This window comes from Brevibacillus sp. FW306-2-1A-C05A, from assembly GCF_058781555.1.
The window spans coordinates 1-16,762 of record NZ_JBYSWV010000050.1 but is presented as its reverse complement, the minus strand read 5'-3'; the positions used below and the strand labels follow the sequence as shown (position 1 = coordinate 16,762).

The window sequence follows — 16,762 nt, the reverse complement described above, 5'->3', positions numbered from 1 at the left end:
TTTATGATCGTGTTCATCATTTTGTTAAGTATTTCTTGATCTGACTGTTAATTTGCATATTTTCAACGGCGGACTCTCATGGTAGGATATAGAGGAAGTTCATTCATTAGTATGGAAATCATAGCAAAAACTTATGTATGACCATCTAACCAACGCGAATGATAGTAGCAGGGAGAGACTGCGCGAACCACTGCAGCGCCGAAGGAGCAAGCCGGGAACGGTGAATCTCTCAGGCAAAAGAACCTCTACTGGACGCAACTCTGGAGAGAGCTCGAAATCGGAGCCACCAAAGGGGAAACTTGCAAGCGCGGTGATCCCCGCCGCGCTTGATTGGCAAGGTAACTCTCAGGTACCAAGGACAGAGGAGGAGAAATGGGCACCGTTCTTTTGGTGTACCCGTTTTTTCGCCTCTGTTTTTTCATGGGGAGAAATGCCGACTAACAGTTTTTAGGAGGTGCCACACATGTCCAATCTGAAAAGAACGCCACTGTTTGATTCCTACGCAAAATACGGCGCCAAGACAATCGACTTCGGCGGCTGGGAGCTGCCTGTACAGTTTTCCAGCATTGGCCAGGAGCACGAAGCCGTTCGGACGAAAGCAGGTCTGTTTGATGTATCCCACATGGGAGAAGTAGACGTAAAAGGCGAGAGTGCGCTCGAATACTTGCAGCGCGTCACCACCAACGACGTGTCCAAGCTGGCTGTCGGGCAAGCGCAGTACAGCGTGCTCTGCTACCCGGACGGCGGTACGGTCGACGATCTGCTCGTTTACAAATACGCGGACGACCATTACCTGCTTGTCATCAACGCAGGAAACATTGACAAAGACTATGCATGGCTGGAAGAGCACCTGATTCCGGGTGTCACGATTGAAAACATTTCGCCGCAAACGGCGCAAATCGCCATTCAAGGGCCTTTGGCCGAGTCGATTTTGCAAAAGCTGACCGCCACAGACCTGTCGAAAATCGGCTTCTTCCGTTTCGAGCGCGACGTAGAGGTCGCTGGCATTTCCGCGCTGGTATCCCGCACAGGCTATACAGGCGAGGACGGCTTTGAAATTTACCTGCCTGCAGAGCGTGCCGCTGAACTGTGGGACGCGTTGCTTGAAGCGGGCAAGGAAGACGGGCTTCTGCCTTGCGGACTTGGCGCGCGCGACACGCTGCGCTTCGAAGCGAAGCTGCCGCTGTACGGCCAGGAGCTGAGCAAGGACATCACGCCGATCGAAGCAGGCATCGGCTTCGCGGTGAAGGTGGACAAAGAAGTGCCGTTCATCGGCCAAGAGGTGCTCAAGGCGCAAAAAGAAAACGGCGCGCCGCGCAAGCTCGTCGGCATCGAGATGATCGACCGCGGCATTCCGCGCACGCACTATCCGGTCTACGTCGGCGAAGAGCTGGTGGGCGAAGTGACTTCAGGCACGCAGTCCCCTACCTTGAAGAAAAACGTCGGATTGGCGCTCGTGAAAAGCGAACATGCGGCGCTTGGCACCCAACTGGAAGTGGAAATTCGCGGAAAACGCCTCAAAGCAGAGGTTGTCGCCGCTCCGTTTTATAAACGTCCGAAAAACTAAGCAATCGCCCACTATACATCCTATTTTGAGGAGGACAACGTTCGTGAAATACCGCTACCTGCCCCAAACCGATCAGGACAAGCGCGAAATGCTCGAAACTCTCGGCATTTCCAGTGTAGAAGAACTGTTTGCAGACATCCCGGAAGAAGTGCGCTTCAAAGGGGCGCTGAACATTCCGGAAGCTCTGTCCGAGCCTGATCTGGTGAAATACTTCACGCGTCTGGCTAATCAAAACGTGAACTTCAGCACGCACGTCAACTTTTTGGGTGCTGGCGTTTACCAGCACTATGCGCCAAGCACAGTCAACCACATGTTGCTGCGCGGAGAATTTTTTACCGCCTATACGCCTTACCAGCCTGAAATCAGCCAGGGCGAGCTGCAAGCCATTTTTGAATTCCAGACTATGGTGTGTGAACTGACCGGAATGGAAGTAGCGAACTCCTCCATGTACGACGGAGCGACTTCCTTGGCAGAAGCGGCGATGATGGCGGCTGGTCACACTGGCAAAAAGCGCGTCATCGTTTCCCGTGCTGTGCACCCGGAAGCGCGCGGCGTTCTGAAAACATACGCGTACGGTCAAGGCGTAGAGCTGGTTGAAGTCGGCATCAACAACGACGGCGTAACCGACACACAAGCTCTGGAAGCGCTGATTGACGAAAACACAGCGGCCGTTATCGTGCAATATCCTAACTTCTTTGGAAACGTGGAAGACTTGGCAGCGGTCGAGCCGATTGCTCATGGCAAAGGCGCTCTGTTCATCGTTTCTTCCAACCCGCTTGCGCTGGGCGTATTGGAAGCGCCAGGCAAACTGGGCGCTGACATCGTGGTGGGCGACATGCAACCGTTCGGCATTCCGGCATCGTTTGGCGGACCACACTGCGGATATTTCGCAACGACTACCAAGCTGATGCGCAAAATGCCAGGCCGGATCGTCGGGCAAACCAAAGACGAGAACGGCAAGCGCGGTTTCGTACTGACGCTGCAAGCTCGTGAACAGCATATCCGTCGTGAAAAAGCGACTTCGAACATTTGCTCCAACCAGGCTCTGTTGGCACTGGCGGCTGCGATCACCCTGACTGCGCTCGGAAAACAGGGCGTACAGGAAATGGCGATGATGAACTTGCAAAAAGCGCATTACGCCAAGCAAGCGCTGCAGGCAAAAGGTCTGGAAGTGGTCTTTGCCGCTCCATTCTTCAACGAATTCGTAGTCAAACTGTCCAAGCCGGTGGCAGAAGTAAACAAAAAGCTGCTTGACGCTGGCATCATCGGCGGCTACGATCTGGGACTGGATTACCCGGAATACGCGGGCCATACGCTGCTTGCGGTAACCGAACTGCGGACCAAGGAAGAAATCGACACATTGGCGGCTGAATTGGAGGCGATCACACGTGCGTAACGACCAGGAAAAAGCACTGATTTTTGAAATGAGCAAACCGGGCCGTGTGGGCTACAATCTGCCGGCATTGGATGTACCAGAGGTAGAGGTGGCAAGCCTGCTGCCGAAGCACCTCATCCGCGAGACTCCTGCTGAACTGCCGGAAGTATCCGAGCTGCAGTTGGTTCGTCACTACACCGAATTGTCCCGTCGCAACCACGGGGTAGACAACGGCTTCTACCCGCTCGGTTCTTGCACGATGAAATACAACCCGAAAATCAACGAAGACGTTGCCCGCTACCCAGGCTTCGCGCAGACGCACCCGTACCAGCCGGAAGAAACCGTACAAGGCGCACTGGAGCTTTTGTACAACCTGCAAGAAGAGCTGGCTGAAATCACCGGGATGGACGCAGTTACGCTGCAACCGGCTGCGGGGGCAGCAGGCGAGTGGACAGGTCTGATGATGATCCGCGCGTACCACGAGAGCCGCGGCGAAGGCCACCGCACAAAAGTCATCGTGCCAAACTCCGCGCACGGTACGAACCCGGCTTCTGCAGCGGTAGCAGGACTGGACACCGTCACGATTGCCTCTGACGAGCGCGGCCTGGTAGACATTCAGGCGCTGCGCGATGCCGTAGGCCCTGATACAGCGGCACTCATGCTGACCAACCCGAACACGCTCGGTCTGTTCGAGGAAGACATCGTGGAAATGGCGAAAATCGTCCACGAAGCAGGCGGCCTCTTGTATTACGATGGAGCGAACGCGAATGCGATCCTCGGCATTGCCCGTCCAGGCGACATGGGCTTCGACGTGGTGCATCTCAACTTGCACAAAACGTTTACAGGCCCTCACGGCGGCGGCGGACCAGGTGCTGGCCCTGTCGGCGTGAAAAAGATTCTCGAACCGTTTTTGCCAACGCCGATCGTGGCGAAAAAAGAAGACGGCAGCTTCTACTGGGACAGCAACCGTCCGGCTTCCATCGGCCGCGTAAAAGGCTACAACGGAAACTTCGGCATCCTCGTGCGCGCTCACAGCTACATCCGCACCATGGGTCCGGAAGGCTTGCTGCAAGTGTCGCAAAATGCGGTGCTCAGCGCGAACTACATGATGCGCCGTCTGGCTACGGCTTACCATCTGCCGTATGACCGCGTCTGCAAGCATGAGTTTGTTTTGTCTGGCGTGATCCAGAAAAAGCTGGGCGTACGCACGCTCGACATCGCCAAACGCTTGCTCGACTTCGGTTATCACCCGCCAACTATCTACTTCCCGCTGATTGTCGACGAGTGCCTGATGATTGAGCCAACCGAAACCGAAACGAAAGAAACGCTCGACGAGTTCATCGACGTTATGCTGCAAATTGCCCGCGAGTGCGAGGAAACGCCTGAGCTTGTACAGGAAGCGCCGCATACAACCGTGGTCAAACGTCTGGACGAAGCGACAGCGGCGCGCAAGCCGATTCTGCGCTACCAGCCGCAAGCACAATAGCTCTCTTTTGGAAAAGCCGCCTTTTTACAGGGCGGTTTTTCTTTCCGAATGATGCTATCATGAACAGATGGGATTGATCCGACATTTCGGGGAGAGAGAACCAATGATGAACAAAAGGATCGTATTTACAGGCGGCGGCTCCGCGGGGCACGTCACCGTCAACCTCGCGCTCATCCCGCGTTTTTTGCAGCAAGGCTGGGAGGTCGCCTACATCGGCTCGACGACAGGGATCGAGCGGGAGCTGGTCAGCAGGCTCGACGGCGTGCGCTACATCGGCATTGCGACAGGCAAGCTGCGCCGTTATTTCGACTGGAAAAACTTCACCGACCCGCTGCGCGTAGGCAAAGGCGCCTGGCAAGCTTACCGCTTTCTCGCAGCCTGGAAGCCGGCTGTCGTCTTTTCCAAAGGAGGATTCGTCTCCGTGCCCGTCGTCTTTGGCGCCTGGCTGAATCGGCTGCCTGTCGTCCTGCACGAGTCCGATCTGACGCCGGGACTCGCCAACAGGCTGTCGCTGCCTTTTGCCGCTAAAGTGTGCGCGACGTTTCCCGATACGCTCCAGCATTTGCCCGAGGGCAAAGGGACACATGTAGGGGCGATCGTTCGCGACGAGCTGAAAACAGGCCGGAAGGAAGCGGGGCTTGCGCTGTGCGGCTTTTCCCCGGACAAACCGGTGCTGCTCGTCATGGGCGGCAGCCTGGGGGCGAGGCGGTTGAACGAAGCCGTTCGCGGCACGCTCGACGCGTTGACCAAGCGTTTTTCTGTCGTGCACATTTGCGGCAAAAATCAGTTGGACAACAGCCTGAAGCGGGACGGCTATCGGCAATTCGAGTACGTCCAGGACGAGCTGCCTGACCTGTTGGCGATGACCGACCTCGTCGTCTCGCGCGCAGGCTCCAATGCGATTTACGAGTTTTTGCAACTGCAAAAGCCGATGCTTCTCGTGCCGTTGTCGCGGGCGGCGAGCAGGGGAGACCAGATATTGAATGCCCGCTCTTTTGAGCAGCAAGGCTTTTGCGAGGTGCTCGAAGAGGAAGCGTTGAGCGCAGACAGCCTGATCCGGGCGCTGGACCGTTTGCAGCAAAAGCGTCCGGCGATTACGGAGAAGCTGCGCGCCGCAAGCGAAAAGCAGCAGGACGCGCTGGCGCAGGTCATGGCGATCATCGAGGAGACGGCTCGTTGATGCAGCCGATCCAAGCCTTGCCGTCCTATGGGGAGAAGCGTAAAATGAAGGTGTTGTGAGTAGGGAGGTACATACGATGGAACAGTGGCGCTATATCGTGACGGAAGCGATGTCTCCGGCGATGAACATGGCTGTGGACGAGGCGATTTTGCAGTTGCACAGCGAGGGCAAGGTGCCCCCGACCGTTCGCTTTTACACGTGGGACCCGGCTACTTTGTCGATTGGCTATTTTCAAAAGGCGATCAAGGAAATCAATCTGGAGGAAGTGCAAAAGCGCGGGCTGGGCTTTGTCCGCCGCGCGACAGGAGGACGTGCCGTTTTGCACGATCAGGAGCTGACCTACAGCGTGATCGTGTCGGAGGAGCATCCGCGGATGCCGTCCGGCGTCACCGAGGCGTACAAAATCATCAGTCTCGGCCTTTTGCACGGCTTTCAAAACCTCGGCCTGGCAGCAGAGATGGTGTCGCTTGCGAGCGAGGAGGAAAAAGAAAAGTACACCTCTCCAGGCTCGTCCGCTTGCTTCGACTCGCCATCGTGGTATGAGCTGGTCGTGGAAGGGAAAAAGGTCGCAGGCAGCGCGCAGACGCGCCAAAAGGGCGTCATCCTCCAGCACGGCTCCATTTTGCTCGACATGGACGTCGAATTGCTGTTCTCGCTGCTGCACTTCCCGTCGGACCGCGTCAAGCAGCGGATGATGGACAGCTTCCGCCAAAAAGCGGTGACGATCAACGAGGTAAGCCCGCGGCCTGTGAGCTTGCAGGAAGCGATTGAAGCGTTTTCCAAAGGCTTCGCCACCGGACTGGAAGTGGAGCTGGTGCCGTCCGCGTTGACAGACGAGGAACTGGCATTGGCGGAGGAGCTCGCCCGGACGCGCTATGCGACGGATGAGTGGAATTTGCGCCGCTAGGCTGTTTGTTGGCGAACATACGCGAAAAGCTCTCCTGGGCGTACTGCCAGTCAGGAGAGCTTTCTTTATGGAATCAATCGAATTAGACGAGCACGCTGTCGTGAATGTGCTGTTCAAACAAAGCTTGCAGCCTCGCTGTGACAGGACCGGGCTGTCCGTTGCCAACGGCCTCGCCATCGACGGATACAAGCGGCATGATTTCCGCTGTCGTGCTGGTGAGGAACAGCTCGTCGGCTTGCTTCAGGAAGGCGATGTCAAAAACCGTCTCGTGGGCGACGATGCCGTTTGCCTTCGCCAGATCAAGGACGACCTGGCGGGTAATGCCGTGCAGGATCAAGTGGTCAGCCGGATGCGTGTACAGCTCGCCGTTTTTTACCGCAAACAGATTGGCCGAGCTGCACTCTGTAATGATGCCGTTGCGGTGCAAAATCGAATCTTGCGCTCCGGCGTCCTTCGCGTACTGCTTGACCAGTACGGCTCCCAGCAGGTTCAGCGTCTTGATGTCACAGCGCAGCCAGCGGATGTCTTCGACGAGTTGGGCTGTCCAGCCTTTTTTCAAGTCCTCTACAGGTCGGGCTTTGGGGCGGACAAAAGCCATGATGACAGGCTTGATGCCGCTCGGGATATCGTGAATGCGCGGAGCTGCGCCGCGAGAAATTTGCAAGTAGAGAGTCGCATCGTCCTGCTCGGTGATGTTGTTTTTCAAAAGCAGTTCTTTGGCCAACTGGGTCAGCTCTTCAGCGCTCCACGGCAGCGCAAGCTTGATCTCGCGGGCGCTGCGGAACAGCCGCGTCAGATGCGCGTCCCACTGATACAGGCGCCCTTTGTAGATTCGTACGACTTCGTAAATGCCGTCCCCAAAGTTGTAACCGCGATCTTCCGGTTGAACGGCCGCTTGCCCCTCTTCAACCCATTTGCCATCGACATATAGCATGGTGAGTCCTCCTCTAGTGGTTCCATCCGCTTTTTTCCAACGGTTTATGATTTTGATACAACAGTAGCAAATCGCACTGCGCAGGGTCAATTTGAAAACGGAAAATCCGCTATCAATTATTTAGCGGGGAGAAGCGCTACTCTATTAAGTTTTCATATAGGCGCCGCCGTCTCGACAAATCGACGCGTTCGGCGAAGACCAGATGTGCCTGCGAGCCGATTTGGGCAGAAGGAAAACGAAAGCTGTCCGCCGCTGACGGCGCGTGCTGGTATTTGACTAACTATTCTGACTAGACGCTGTTTGGCAGGGCGGCCCATAATAAAGGCAAACCGCATCAGGAAGAAGGGAGAATGCCATGCGATCCGCCGGTCATTACGCACTAGGAGCACTGCTTGTTTGGGGAAGCCTGTTGCCGCTGTCTTTCGCGCTGCCGCAGGCATATGCGAATCAGGCGCGCACAGGGATGGATGCCGATCTGTTGTACAGCCATGTGGAGCGCCTGGCGAAAACAGCGAGACCAGCCGCGACCGAGACGGAATTTGCCGCAGGGGTATATGTGGAGAATGCCTTGCGCTCATACGGTTATGAGACTGCCTTGCAGCCTTTTTATTATCATACGTACCAAAAGCCCGCGAGCCTGTCTCTGGCGATCGAAGGCTGGGAGCGGAGCTGGGCGGCGCTGCCATTGACGTTTGGACAAAACGGCGCGCAGACGGCAGAGTTGGTCGATGCGGGCTATGGCCGGGCCGCTGATTTTGCCAGCGGCGCGGCGAGGGGGAAAATTGCACTGGTCAAGCGCGGGGAAATTCCGTTTGGCGAAAAGGTCAGACAGGCCGCTGCCGCCGGAGCCGTGGCGGTCATCGTCTGGAACGATCGCGAGGGGGAATGGCGGGCGTCGCTGGGCGAGCCGCTGGACATGTCAGTTCCGGTCATCGGCCTGTCGCGGGAGGAAGGGCAACTGCTCCGGCAGCGGGCGCTGAAACAGCCGCTGAGAGCCACTGTGAAGGTCGAGGGCGGCGTGACAAGGCGGCATACTGCCTACAACATCATCGCGACGAAAAAGCCGACAGAGGCGGCAACAGGCCAGCGCGTGCTCATCCTCGCCCACCACGATTCAGCCGCTTCGTCGCCAGGGGCTAATGACAATGCCTCCGGCGTGGCAGTCATGCTTGAGGTCGCCCGCAAGCTGTCCGAGAGCCAGCTCGATACCGAGGTGCAACTGGTCAGCTTTGGCGCCGTGACAGCGGGCCAGCGCGGGCAGCGGGCCTTCAGCGAATCGCTGACCGAGCAGGACAGGCAAAAAATCGTCGCCGCCTACTACGTCGATGCGGTGGGGCGGAGCGGAGACGTAACGGCCTTCGCCGGGCGCCGGGAAGCCGTTCTGGCGACTGGCTTGCTGGCGGAAGCGGGAGCACAGCAGTCTGCGCTGGAAGTCGCGCGTGCAGAGCAGCAAAGGGAGCTTGCGCCGTTGACCGTGGCAGGCATTCCCGCTGTGCTCGTCACGCGGCAAAAAGCGGCGGGTGAGGCAGACAGAGCGGGAGATGTGCCCGCCACTATAGAAAAAGAGCAGCTCGCCGAAGCGGCGCAAATGATTTTTTCCGCGGTCGGAAACATAACGGACACGGCGACTCCGGCCTATCCGATCCGGTCAGGACAGACGACCGGACAGGGCGAGCCGGAGGAAGATTTTCAGTAGTGCGCTGCTGCGTGTTGAGCGATGGAACAAGTGCGGGAAACGAAGAGGTGGAGCGTCCTCGGGAGGGCGCTTTTTTTGCTGAAGAGCAAGCGAACACAAGGGGATGTGCCCTGATTTCTGGCCGCACCGCGAACTTTAGCCATGAAGGAGTTTTGTTGGGGTTTTGCCTGCGTTTTGTCGTAATATGTCGAATGACAAGGAATAGCCACACATTGGAAAAAAGTTTATAATTTTTAAGAATCCTAAAAAAGTTCGTCCAGTCTATATTGTTGTTTTTACATATTTCTGAAAATTATATTCAATCCAATCCATGCTAGTTACGACAGTCCATACTACTCAGCAAAGAACAGCGGAGGTTGTGATGATACCAATAGGCTCAAGTAGTTTTATGCTTTCGTTAACACTCATCATCGGCTGGATTCCAGTCAGCGTACTGTTGCTGCGCCACTATCCCGAGAGAATTGATTTGTGGTCTTTCTTTTCGCTGAATTTACTGTACGCGCTGCTGCTGACGATTCCGTGCTACCGCATGTACAAACAGGCGAGGGAAGGAGGGCAGCACACGCGGGAACAGGAAGAGCTGGCGCGGCTGAGAAGAGAGCTGGATAAAGCCAAGGAGCTACTTGATGCATTTTTGCAGCAGACTCCGGATGCAGTCTCGATTCTGGATCTGGACGGAAAATTCATTCACGTGAACCAGGCGTCCGTGGAACAGTTCGGCTACAGTACGTCTGACCTGCTCGGCAAAACGATTCCGTGTGTGCCCGAAGAATATCGCGCGGAGATGGAGCAGTACCATGCGGAAGTTTTGCGGGGAAAGGCGATTGTCGGCTATGAAACAGTCCGTCGGCACCAGAACGGCTCGCTCATGCATGTCTCGCTGTCGTACGGCCCTGTTTTGGACAAGCAGGGACGAGTAACAGGGATCATTTGCTGCTCCCGGGACATTACCCAGCGAAAACAGATCGAACAGGAGTTGCAGGAGAGCCAGGCCCATTTTCGCCTGATTACGGAAAACATGAGCGAAATGATCTATTTGGTAAAGCGGGACGGAAGCGTCGCGTATGTGTCCAATGCGCACGCGACGTTTTTGGGGTATTCGTGCGAGGAAATGACCAGAATGGGTCCTGCCGTCATACATATGATTATTCATCCGGAAGACCAGAAGAGAGTCACCGAGCTTTTCAAACAGTGCTGGCGCAAGGAAGAGGAAGCGACGACCTTTTATCGGCTGAAGCACAGCCAGGGGCATTGGGTCAATGTGGAGTCGCGCTTCAAACCTGTGGGCAACAGTGACGGAGTGGGCGACAGCATGCTGATCGTCTCGCGCGATGTGTCTGAGATCACGAAGACAAAAGAGATGCTGCGCCAATCAGACAAGCTGTCTGCCATCGGCCAGTTGGCGGCAGGCATTGCGCACGAGATCCGCAATCCGCTGACGTCGCTGCGCGGATTTATCCAGTTGCTCGACGCTTCGGTGGGAGGCGCGCAGCGCAACTACTGCCAGATCATGCTCTCTGAGCTGGACCGGATCAATCTGATTGTCAGCGAGCTGTTGGTTTTGGCCAAGCCGCAAGCGGTGCGTTTTCAGCCAAAAGATTTGTCCGAGCTGATTCGCAATGTGCTCTCGCTTCTGGAAAGCCAGGCCAATTTGAAAAACATCCAGATGCACGCTTCGATTGACGAGCAATTGCCGCTTATTTCGTGTGAGGAAAATCAGATCAAGCAAGTGCTGCTCAATCTATGCAAAAATGCGATGGAGGCGCTCCCCGACGGAGGCGAGATTTACGTGAAGGGCCAGCAGGTGAGCGCGGAGCACATTCAGATCAGCATCAGGGACAACGGCTGCGGAATTGATCCCGAGCGCATCCCGCGTCTGGGCGAGCCTTTTTACACGACGAAGGAAAACGGAACGGGCCTCGGCCTGATGGTCAGCCAGCGGATTTTGGAGGACCATGGCGGAAGCCTGCAAATTGAAAGCGAGCGGCAAAAAGGAACGACGGTCAGCATCGTGCTGCCGGTATGCGTGAAAAGCGCAAGTCAGGTCTGACGCTTCCAGACGAACCAGACGATCAAAAACAAGCCGCAGTAGGTGGCTCCGCTCGCCACGACAGAGACGCTCCACGGAAGAACGATCGACAGGACGGCAAACAGGCTGACCGCAAGCAGCATGACCAAGAGCAGCGGCGCCATTTGCAACTGGTGGCGCTCTGTGACAGGGTGGGCGAGCGAATAGAGCAACAAGGCTGACAGCACCCCTCCCTGAATCAGCGCGAGCAGCGCGAAAACAAGTTCGCCGCCGGACAGAAGCTGTACGGAAATCAGCTTTACCGGCAAGAGCGAGGCGTGAATATCATGCCAGTGGGAGAGCAAAACAGCTTGACCGAGCAGCCAAAACAGAGAGACGGCAACCGTACCGACGCCAAGCCCGAGCCGAAGCGATTGGGGCTGGCTTGCCCGTCCCGCGAAGGGCAGCAGTACAGCGAGCGTAAGCAAAAAGTGCAGAGCCAGGAAAAAAACGGCGTGAATGAGCCAGTTTCCATTCATTTGATAGCCGAGATTCGGAATCGGGACATGCGGCTGCCGCAAAAAAAGCAAGCCGAAAAACAACAGCCCGGCCACGAGGCATATTCCCGTCCCAGTGAAAATCCATTGCCAGCGCTTGAACAGAAAGCTGATCGTGACGATGAGGGACAATAAGAGGACCCAGATCGGAGACAGCCCTGCAATGAGAGATGCGGACTGCTGGCCGAGCATGACGCCGACATACCCAAGCAGGAACAGATGCGTGATGACCGACAGGCTGGAAGCAAACGCTTCGCCGAACAGGCGCAGGTAAAGCTCATAGAGCGAGCGGATATGATGGCGGTGGCAAAAGCCCAACAGTTGCAGGCTGAGCCACCCGATCCCAAGACTAGCGAGCACGATGCCGATTGTCCCCCAGGAGCCGAAATAGGTGAAGAAACGGAGCCACTCATAACCGCCCAGATAGTGTCCTCCGAGTGCGGACCCGGCAAAAAGAATGGCGATTTGCCAAGCGACTTTGTCCATAGGCATCATCCTTATTCCCAACTTGCTACATGTGTATGTCCAGGCAAGGCTTGTTCAGAACAGGGAATATTAAACAGACTTTTTCATTTACAAAGTATGACGATATGGATTATAATGAAAAACATACCAGTAAAAGCAGAGCGCATGAGGTGACTTCAGAATGAAAATTGTAGGAATCGCAGGAAGCATGAACAAGAGCTCCACGACGAAGCAAGCGGTAGCGATTGTACTCGATGCAGCGAAGGCTGCAGGTGCTGATATTGAAATGATTCACCTGGCAGACTGGAAGCTGCCGATTTACGACGATCGGGAAGACGCGTCGACATATCCGGAAGTAGTCCATCGCTTCGTGCAAAAAATTTCCGAAGCGGATGGCCTCGTGATCGGTTCGCCTGAGTATCACGGGACGATGACCGGGGCATTGAAAAATGCGCTCGACTTTTTGGAAGGCCGCCATCTGCGCGATAAGCAGGTAGCGTTGGTTGGCGTCGCCGGAGGAAGCATGGGCGCTACCAACACCGTCAACACGCTGCAACTGATTATGCGCAATCTGCACGCATGGCCGCTGCCAGCCAGCCCGAGCATTCCGAGCGCGTACAACGCCTTCACGCCGGAAGGCAAGCTGAAAGACGAGCGCTTGCAGGCGCGGATGGAGACGCTTGGCCAGCAATTGGTTGAATTTGTCAATTTGATGAACCAGAAAGCAGAAAAACAATTACAATAGGCAGGTTTCTCTTGCTAATCGTTCTCATTTAAAGGTATTATATTTCTACGTGCCTTTTTTGGACGGAAGAAATATGGTTTGAAATGAGGGGTTCACATGCCGACGCCGAGTATGGAAGACTATTTGGAACGTATTTACAGCTTAATTGAAGAAAAGGGCTATGCTCGTGTCTCCGATATTGCTGAAGCGTTGGAAGTACATCCCTCTTCGGTCACGAAAATGGTTCAAAAGCTGGATAAAGACAAATATCTCGTGTATGAAAAATACCGTGGCCTCGTGTTGACGCCCAAAGGGAAAAAGATCGGGAAGCGTCTGGTGGATCGCCACAGCCTGCTCGAAGAGTTCATGCGGGTCATTGGCGTTGACGAAGAGCACATTTACCAGGATGTCGAAGGGATCGAACACCACTTGAGCTGGGAATCCATTACTTGTCTGGAATATCTTGTGCAATACTTTCAGGCTGACCCGAACCGGATGGAGGAGCTTCGCCGGATTCGGCTGGAAGAGGAGCAAAAAGAAGAATAGGCATCTACAATGCGCAAGCGAATCAGGCTTGCGCTTTTCTTTTGCCTGAAAAACGGACGCGGGCAGGACCGAGTTTGCACAAAAAAAAAAACGAAAGCGAACCCTGTTTTCTAATCCTAACGGATGAGCTGTCGCCCTATATTTGGTAGTAGAGCGTTTTTGGGGAAGGGGGCGACAGGTTGAAGGCGGACGCGGTTTTTGAAGGCGGAGGCGTAAAAGGGATCGCTTTTATCGGCGCCTTGCGAGTCATGGAGGAAAACGGATATGTGTGGGAGAAGCTGGCCGGCACGTCGGCAGGCTCGATCGTGGCCGCCCTGCTCAGCGCAGGGTACAACAGCCAGGAGCTGAAGCCGATTTTTGACGAGCTGGATTACCTTCACTTTTTGCATCGGGCGGGGATCGGCAGGCTTCCGCTCATCGGGCCGATTTACGAGCTGATCGTGCGGGAAGGGGTGTTTCGCGCCGACCGAATCGAGCTGTTCATTGAAGAGTTGCTGCTGCGAAAAGGAGTGCGCACCTTTGGCGATTTGCCGCCTGGAAAGCTGAAAATCGTCGCTTCCGATGTCACTGCGCAGAAAATGGCGGTGCTGCCTGACGATCTTCCGCGCTACGGCATTGATCCGGACAGCTTTTCGGTTGCCAAAGCGGTGCGCATGTCTTCCTCGATTCCGTTTTTCTTTCAGCCGGCCCAGTTGAAAAGCGGCAACGACACGCACTATATCGTGGACGGAGCGCTGCTGAGCAACTATCCGGTCTGGCTGTTCGACGTGCCGGGGATCCCGCAGTGGCCGACGATCGGGTTCCGGCTCTCGGACGACCAGGACAAACGGGAGCAGAAAAAGATCACCGGCTTGTTTTCCTTTTCCCGCGGATTGTTGGCGACGATGCTCGATGCCCACGACAGGCTGTACGTCGACAAAGCGCACGCGGTCCGGACGGTGTTCATTCATACGCTCGGCGTGCGGACCACGCAATTTCAGTTGTCCAAAGAGATGCGCGAGCGGCTGTACGCATCGGGAGAAGCGGCAGCCCAGCAGTTTTTGCAGCGCTGGGATTTCGAAGAATACGTCAAAGTCTTTCGCTTTTCGTCCCCGAAACACCTGGTCTAGCAAACGGGTACAAAAAACAGGTCGCCGCTTTGGCAACCTGTTTTTGCTTTCAGTGAGAAATGTTGTTTTGCGCTTTCTCGTCCTGTTTTTCTTTCGATTTTCCTTTGTTGCCGTCGATCACGCGGAACGGATGCTCTTTTCTGGAGGCCGTCGATTGCTTTTTGTGCGCTTGTCGCATCACCGGAGGTTTTGCTTTTGCCTTTTGTTGCTTCGGCTTGCCAGGTCCTGCGCTTTTCGGAAAAAAGGAGCCCGTGCGCAAATAGTTGCGGACGATCAAAAACAGAGCCGCTGACAAGCCAAGAATAATCAGCGTATTGATCGGGTCACGGATGAAGGTCAACAAAAATCCGTAAATGGCGAGCAGCACAATAATCAAAATCACGGGTGGAATGCGACGTAACATAGGCCTCACCTCAATGGGAATAAGAATGCCTCACGTTATCCGGTCGTAGCCATTTTCCCCTGAACCTGCTGAAGATCCAGCTCCCGCATCTTCTGGAAAGAAGCGATGGCTACTTCGACCTGACTGTCATCCGGTTCACGTGTCGTAATTTTTTGCAGCCACAGCCCCGGATAGCCAAGGTAGCGCAAAACAGGCGTGTCGCGGAGCTTGTTTGTCCACTGCAGGACCTCGTAGGAAACCCCGATGACGAGCGGCAAGAGGACGATGCGCTGCACGACCCGCTCAGTCAGGGAGTCGTAGCTGAACAGCGAGTAGATCACGACACCGACGAACACGGTGAAAATGAGAAAACTGCTACCGCAACGGTAATGCAAGGTGGAAAATTTTTGCACATTCGCTACTGTTAATTCTACCCCGGCTTCGAAGGCGTTAATCACTTTATGCTCCGCTCCGTGATATTGAAAGAGCCGCTTGATGAGCGGGGCTTGCGCAATAGCTGTGATGTAGCCGAGCAGCAGCAAAATTTTGAAGCCGCCTTCTGCCAACGTTTGCGGAACTCCATCCGGCACCCATCTGCCCAAAAGAAAATCGGCGAGAAAAACGGGAACGAGTGTAAAGACGAATTTACCGAACAGGAAGGAGAGCACACCGACAAGGGCGACCCCCAGAATCATCGTCAGTTTCGAAGGGCCCTCGCTCACTTCTTCTCCGGATTCCATGTTGTAGCGTTCAGAGGCGAAGTTCAGATGTTTGGCCCCGTTGGCGCTGGCTTCGATCAGGCCGACCAGGCCGCGAATGAACGGAATTTTTTTCAGCGGAGTAATCCATTTATATTCCGTGCGCGGGGCTTCAAAATACTCAATCTCATGATTTTTTTTGCGAACAGCCGTTACGGTCATCGTTTTGCCGCCGAACATCACACCTTCGATGACGGCCTGACCGCCGTAGCTGGGTACTTTTTGCTGAGCCAACACAATCACCTTCCTTACCCTCCATTTTAACGGAAAGCGGGCCTTGAAGCTACAAGGAGTTCAAGCATCGCCAAGAAATGTAAACAGTTAGTGAAAAACATGGGAACAGCACATACTACGTGTGAGGTGATACGAAATGGTAGCAGGCAAAGCTGCACGAAGGCACAAGGAGCTGTGGGGCAAGCCAAAAGAGCGCGGCAAAGAGGGGCGCAAGCCGGCGGCGGGCGCGAAAATTGTGGAGCTTGCTTTTTGGGGAACGATTGTATGGGGAATCATTCGTCTGCTCGCGCACTTCCTGAATTTGACGCCGTACGGGCTCGGCGCGTTTGCCCGGCCGCTGCTCACCGGGTTCGAGGAGGACAGCCTGACAGGTGTAGCGCTCGGGGCGATTGTGCTGTTTGTGGAAACGGTTCTGGCAAGCTTCCTGTTTTCCTTATTGTTCGGGCAAATGCGCGCCTGGTGGACCGGACTTCTCTACGGCGCGATCTTGCTTGCGATTGCAGGATTCTTCTTTCGCATAGGGAATTGGGAAGTAGGAACCTTGAGCACGGAAGGTGCCTGGTATTTGTCTTACGGGTTGTTCATCGGCATGACACTCGTCCTGGAGCATTCGGACGAGGAGCAGTGACACGGTGTAAAACGCTAGGGGAGCGGATCGCCCCCTCTCGTTTGCCAGAGTCGGAAGATTCGCAATGTTAGCCGATTTTTGCATCCTACTGTTGTGCAGGGAATGGCTTGTGGTAAAATGTTTCATTAGGACGAATTGTCAAGACAAGTGCGACAGAGCTTCCATGAATGATTCGTAAGCGGTCTTCCAGCCCAGACATTTTCTTG

Annotated in this window: 15 protein-coding genes and 2 riboswitches; of the genes, 11 read left to right on the top strand and 4 right to left on the bottom strand. The window is 55.2% G+C overall.

Annotation, left to right across the window (positions count from 1 at the left end):
- Positions 1-158 precede the first annotated feature (158 nt).
- Positions 159-255, top strand: a riboswitch (glycine riboswitch).
- A riboswitch (glycine riboswitch) is annotated at positions 256-372 on the top strand.
- Between the two features lie 91 nt (positions 373-463).
- The 5 genes from gcvT (at position 464) to AC3WJN_RS21740 (ending at position 6,515) form a co-directional block, all read left to right on the top strand.
- Positions 464-1,567: a glycine cleavage system aminomethyltransferase GcvT gene (gcvT, locus tag AC3WJN_RS21760; RefSeq protein WP_007785295.1), complete on the top strand. Its 1,104-nt coding sequence runs from the start codon at positions 464-466 to the stop codon at positions 1,565-1,567.
- 43 nt (positions 1,568-1,610) lie between these two features.
- Positions 1,611-2,963, top strand: coding sequence for an aminomethyl-transferring glycine dehydrogenase subunit GcvPA (gene gcvPA, locus AC3WJN_RS21755; protein WP_005827214.1), 1,353 nt, complete (start codon positions 1,611-1,613; stop codon positions 2,961-2,963).
- Positions 2,956-4,428 (top strand): aminomethyl-transferring glycine dehydrogenase subunit GcvPB, encoded by a 1,473-nt coding sequence (gcvPB, locus tag AC3WJN_RS21750; protein ID WP_005827216.1) that lies wholly within the window; start codon positions 2,956-2,958, stop codon positions 4,426-4,428. Before gcvPA ends, gcvPB begins: the two co-directional genes overlap by 8 nt.
- A 106-nt stretch (positions 4,429-4,534) precedes the next feature.
- Entirely contained in the window at positions 4,535-5,608 is a 1,074-nt protein-coding gene (gene murG / locus AC3WJN_RS21745) for an undecaprenyldiphospho-muramoylpentapeptide beta-N-acetylglucosaminyltransferase (RefSeq protein ID WP_035317431.1), read from the top strand.
- Positions 5,609-5,684: 76 nt separating this feature from the next.
- Positions 5,685-6,515: a lipoate--protein ligase family protein gene (locus AC3WJN_RS21740; RefSeq protein WP_005827220.1), complete on the top strand. Its 831-nt coding sequence runs from the start codon at positions 5,685-5,687 to the stop codon at positions 6,513-6,515.
- An 82-nt stretch (positions 6,516-6,597) separates the two neighbouring features.
- Here the strand turns inward: AC3WJN_RS21740 and dat are convergent, their stop codons facing one another.
- A complete protein-coding gene (gene dat, locus AC3WJN_RS21735) occupies positions 6,598-7,449 on the bottom strand; it encodes a D-amino-acid transaminase (protein WP_007785303.1) in 852 nt (283 codons plus the stop codon).
- A 355-nt stretch (positions 7,450-7,804) separates the two neighbouring features.
- Between dat and AC3WJN_RS21730 the strand changes: the two genes are divergently transcribed.
- Together AC3WJN_RS21730 and AC3WJN_RS21725 are read left to right on the top strand one after the other, a co-directional pair.
- Positions 7,805-9,145, top strand: coding sequence for a M28 family peptidase (locus AC3WJN_RS21730; RefSeq protein ID WP_007785304.1), 1,341 nt, complete (start codon positions 7,805-7,807; stop codon positions 9,143-9,145).
- Between the two features lie 388 nt (positions 9,146-9,533).
- The gene (locus AC3WJN_RS21725) at positions 9,534-11,195 is read left to right on the top strand and encodes a PAS domain-containing sensor histidine kinase (protein ID WP_260507450.1); all 1,662 of its coding nucleotides are present in this window, start codon (positions 9,534-9,536) and stop codon (positions 11,193-11,195) included.
- Here the strand turns inward: AC3WJN_RS21725 and AC3WJN_RS21720 are convergent.
- Entirely contained in the window at positions 11,186-12,196 is a 1,011-nt protein-coding gene (locus AC3WJN_RS21720; RefSeq protein WP_007785317.1) for a hypothetical protein, read from the bottom strand. The genes AC3WJN_RS21725 and AC3WJN_RS21720 overlap by 10 nt on opposite strands.
- Before the next feature lie 160 nt (positions 12,197-12,356).
- Here AC3WJN_RS21720 and AC3WJN_RS21715 point away from each other — a divergent pair, with 160 nt between their 5' ends.
- The 3 genes from AC3WJN_RS21715 (at position 12,357) to AC3WJN_RS21705 (ending at position 14,554) form a co-directional block, all read left to right on the top strand.
- Entirely contained in the window at positions 12,357-12,920 is a 564-nt protein-coding gene (locus AC3WJN_RS21715; RefSeq protein WP_005827230.1) for an NADPH-dependent FMN reductase, read from the top strand.
- 96 nt (positions 12,921-13,016) lie between these two features.
- Positions 13,017-13,445 carry a transcriptional regulator MntR gene (gene mntR / locus AC3WJN_RS21710; RefSeq protein ID WP_005827231.1) on the top strand — a complete coding sequence of 143 codons (429 nt, stop codon included), beginning with the start codon at positions 13,017-13,019 and terminating at the stop codon, positions 13,443-13,445.
- 179 nt (positions 13,446-13,624) lie between these two features.
- Positions 13,625-14,554, top strand: a complete 930-nt coding sequence (locus tag AC3WJN_RS21705) for a patatin-like phospholipase family protein (protein WP_005827233.1) — start codon at positions 13,625-13,627, stop codon at positions 14,552-14,554.
- 49 nt (positions 14,555-14,603) lie between these two features.
- On the opposite strand, the gene AC3WJN_RS21700 is transcribed toward AC3WJN_RS21705, so the two are convergent.
- Both AC3WJN_RS21700 and AC3WJN_RS21695 read right to left on the bottom strand, forming a co-directional pair.
- Positions 14,604-14,957: a hypothetical protein gene (locus AC3WJN_RS21700; protein ID WP_005827235.1), complete on the bottom strand. Its 354-nt coding sequence runs from the start codon at positions 14,955-14,957 to the stop codon at positions 14,604-14,606.
- A gap of 35 nt (positions 14,958-14,992) precedes the next feature.
- Complete coding sequence (locus AC3WJN_RS21695) at positions 14,993-15,928, bottom strand: DUF1385 domain-containing protein (RefSeq protein ID WP_025843718.1); 936 nt, start codon at positions 15,926-15,928, stop codon at positions 14,993-14,995.
- A gap of 136 nt (positions 15,929-16,064) precedes the next feature.
- On the opposite strand from AC3WJN_RS21695, the gene AC3WJN_RS21690 reads away from it, so the two are divergent.
- Complete coding sequence (locus tag AC3WJN_RS21690) at positions 16,065-16,556, top strand: YqhR family membrane protein (protein WP_005827239.1); 492 nt, start codon at positions 16,065-16,067, stop codon at positions 16,554-16,556.
- Positions 16,557-16,762: the final 206 nt, after the last annotated feature.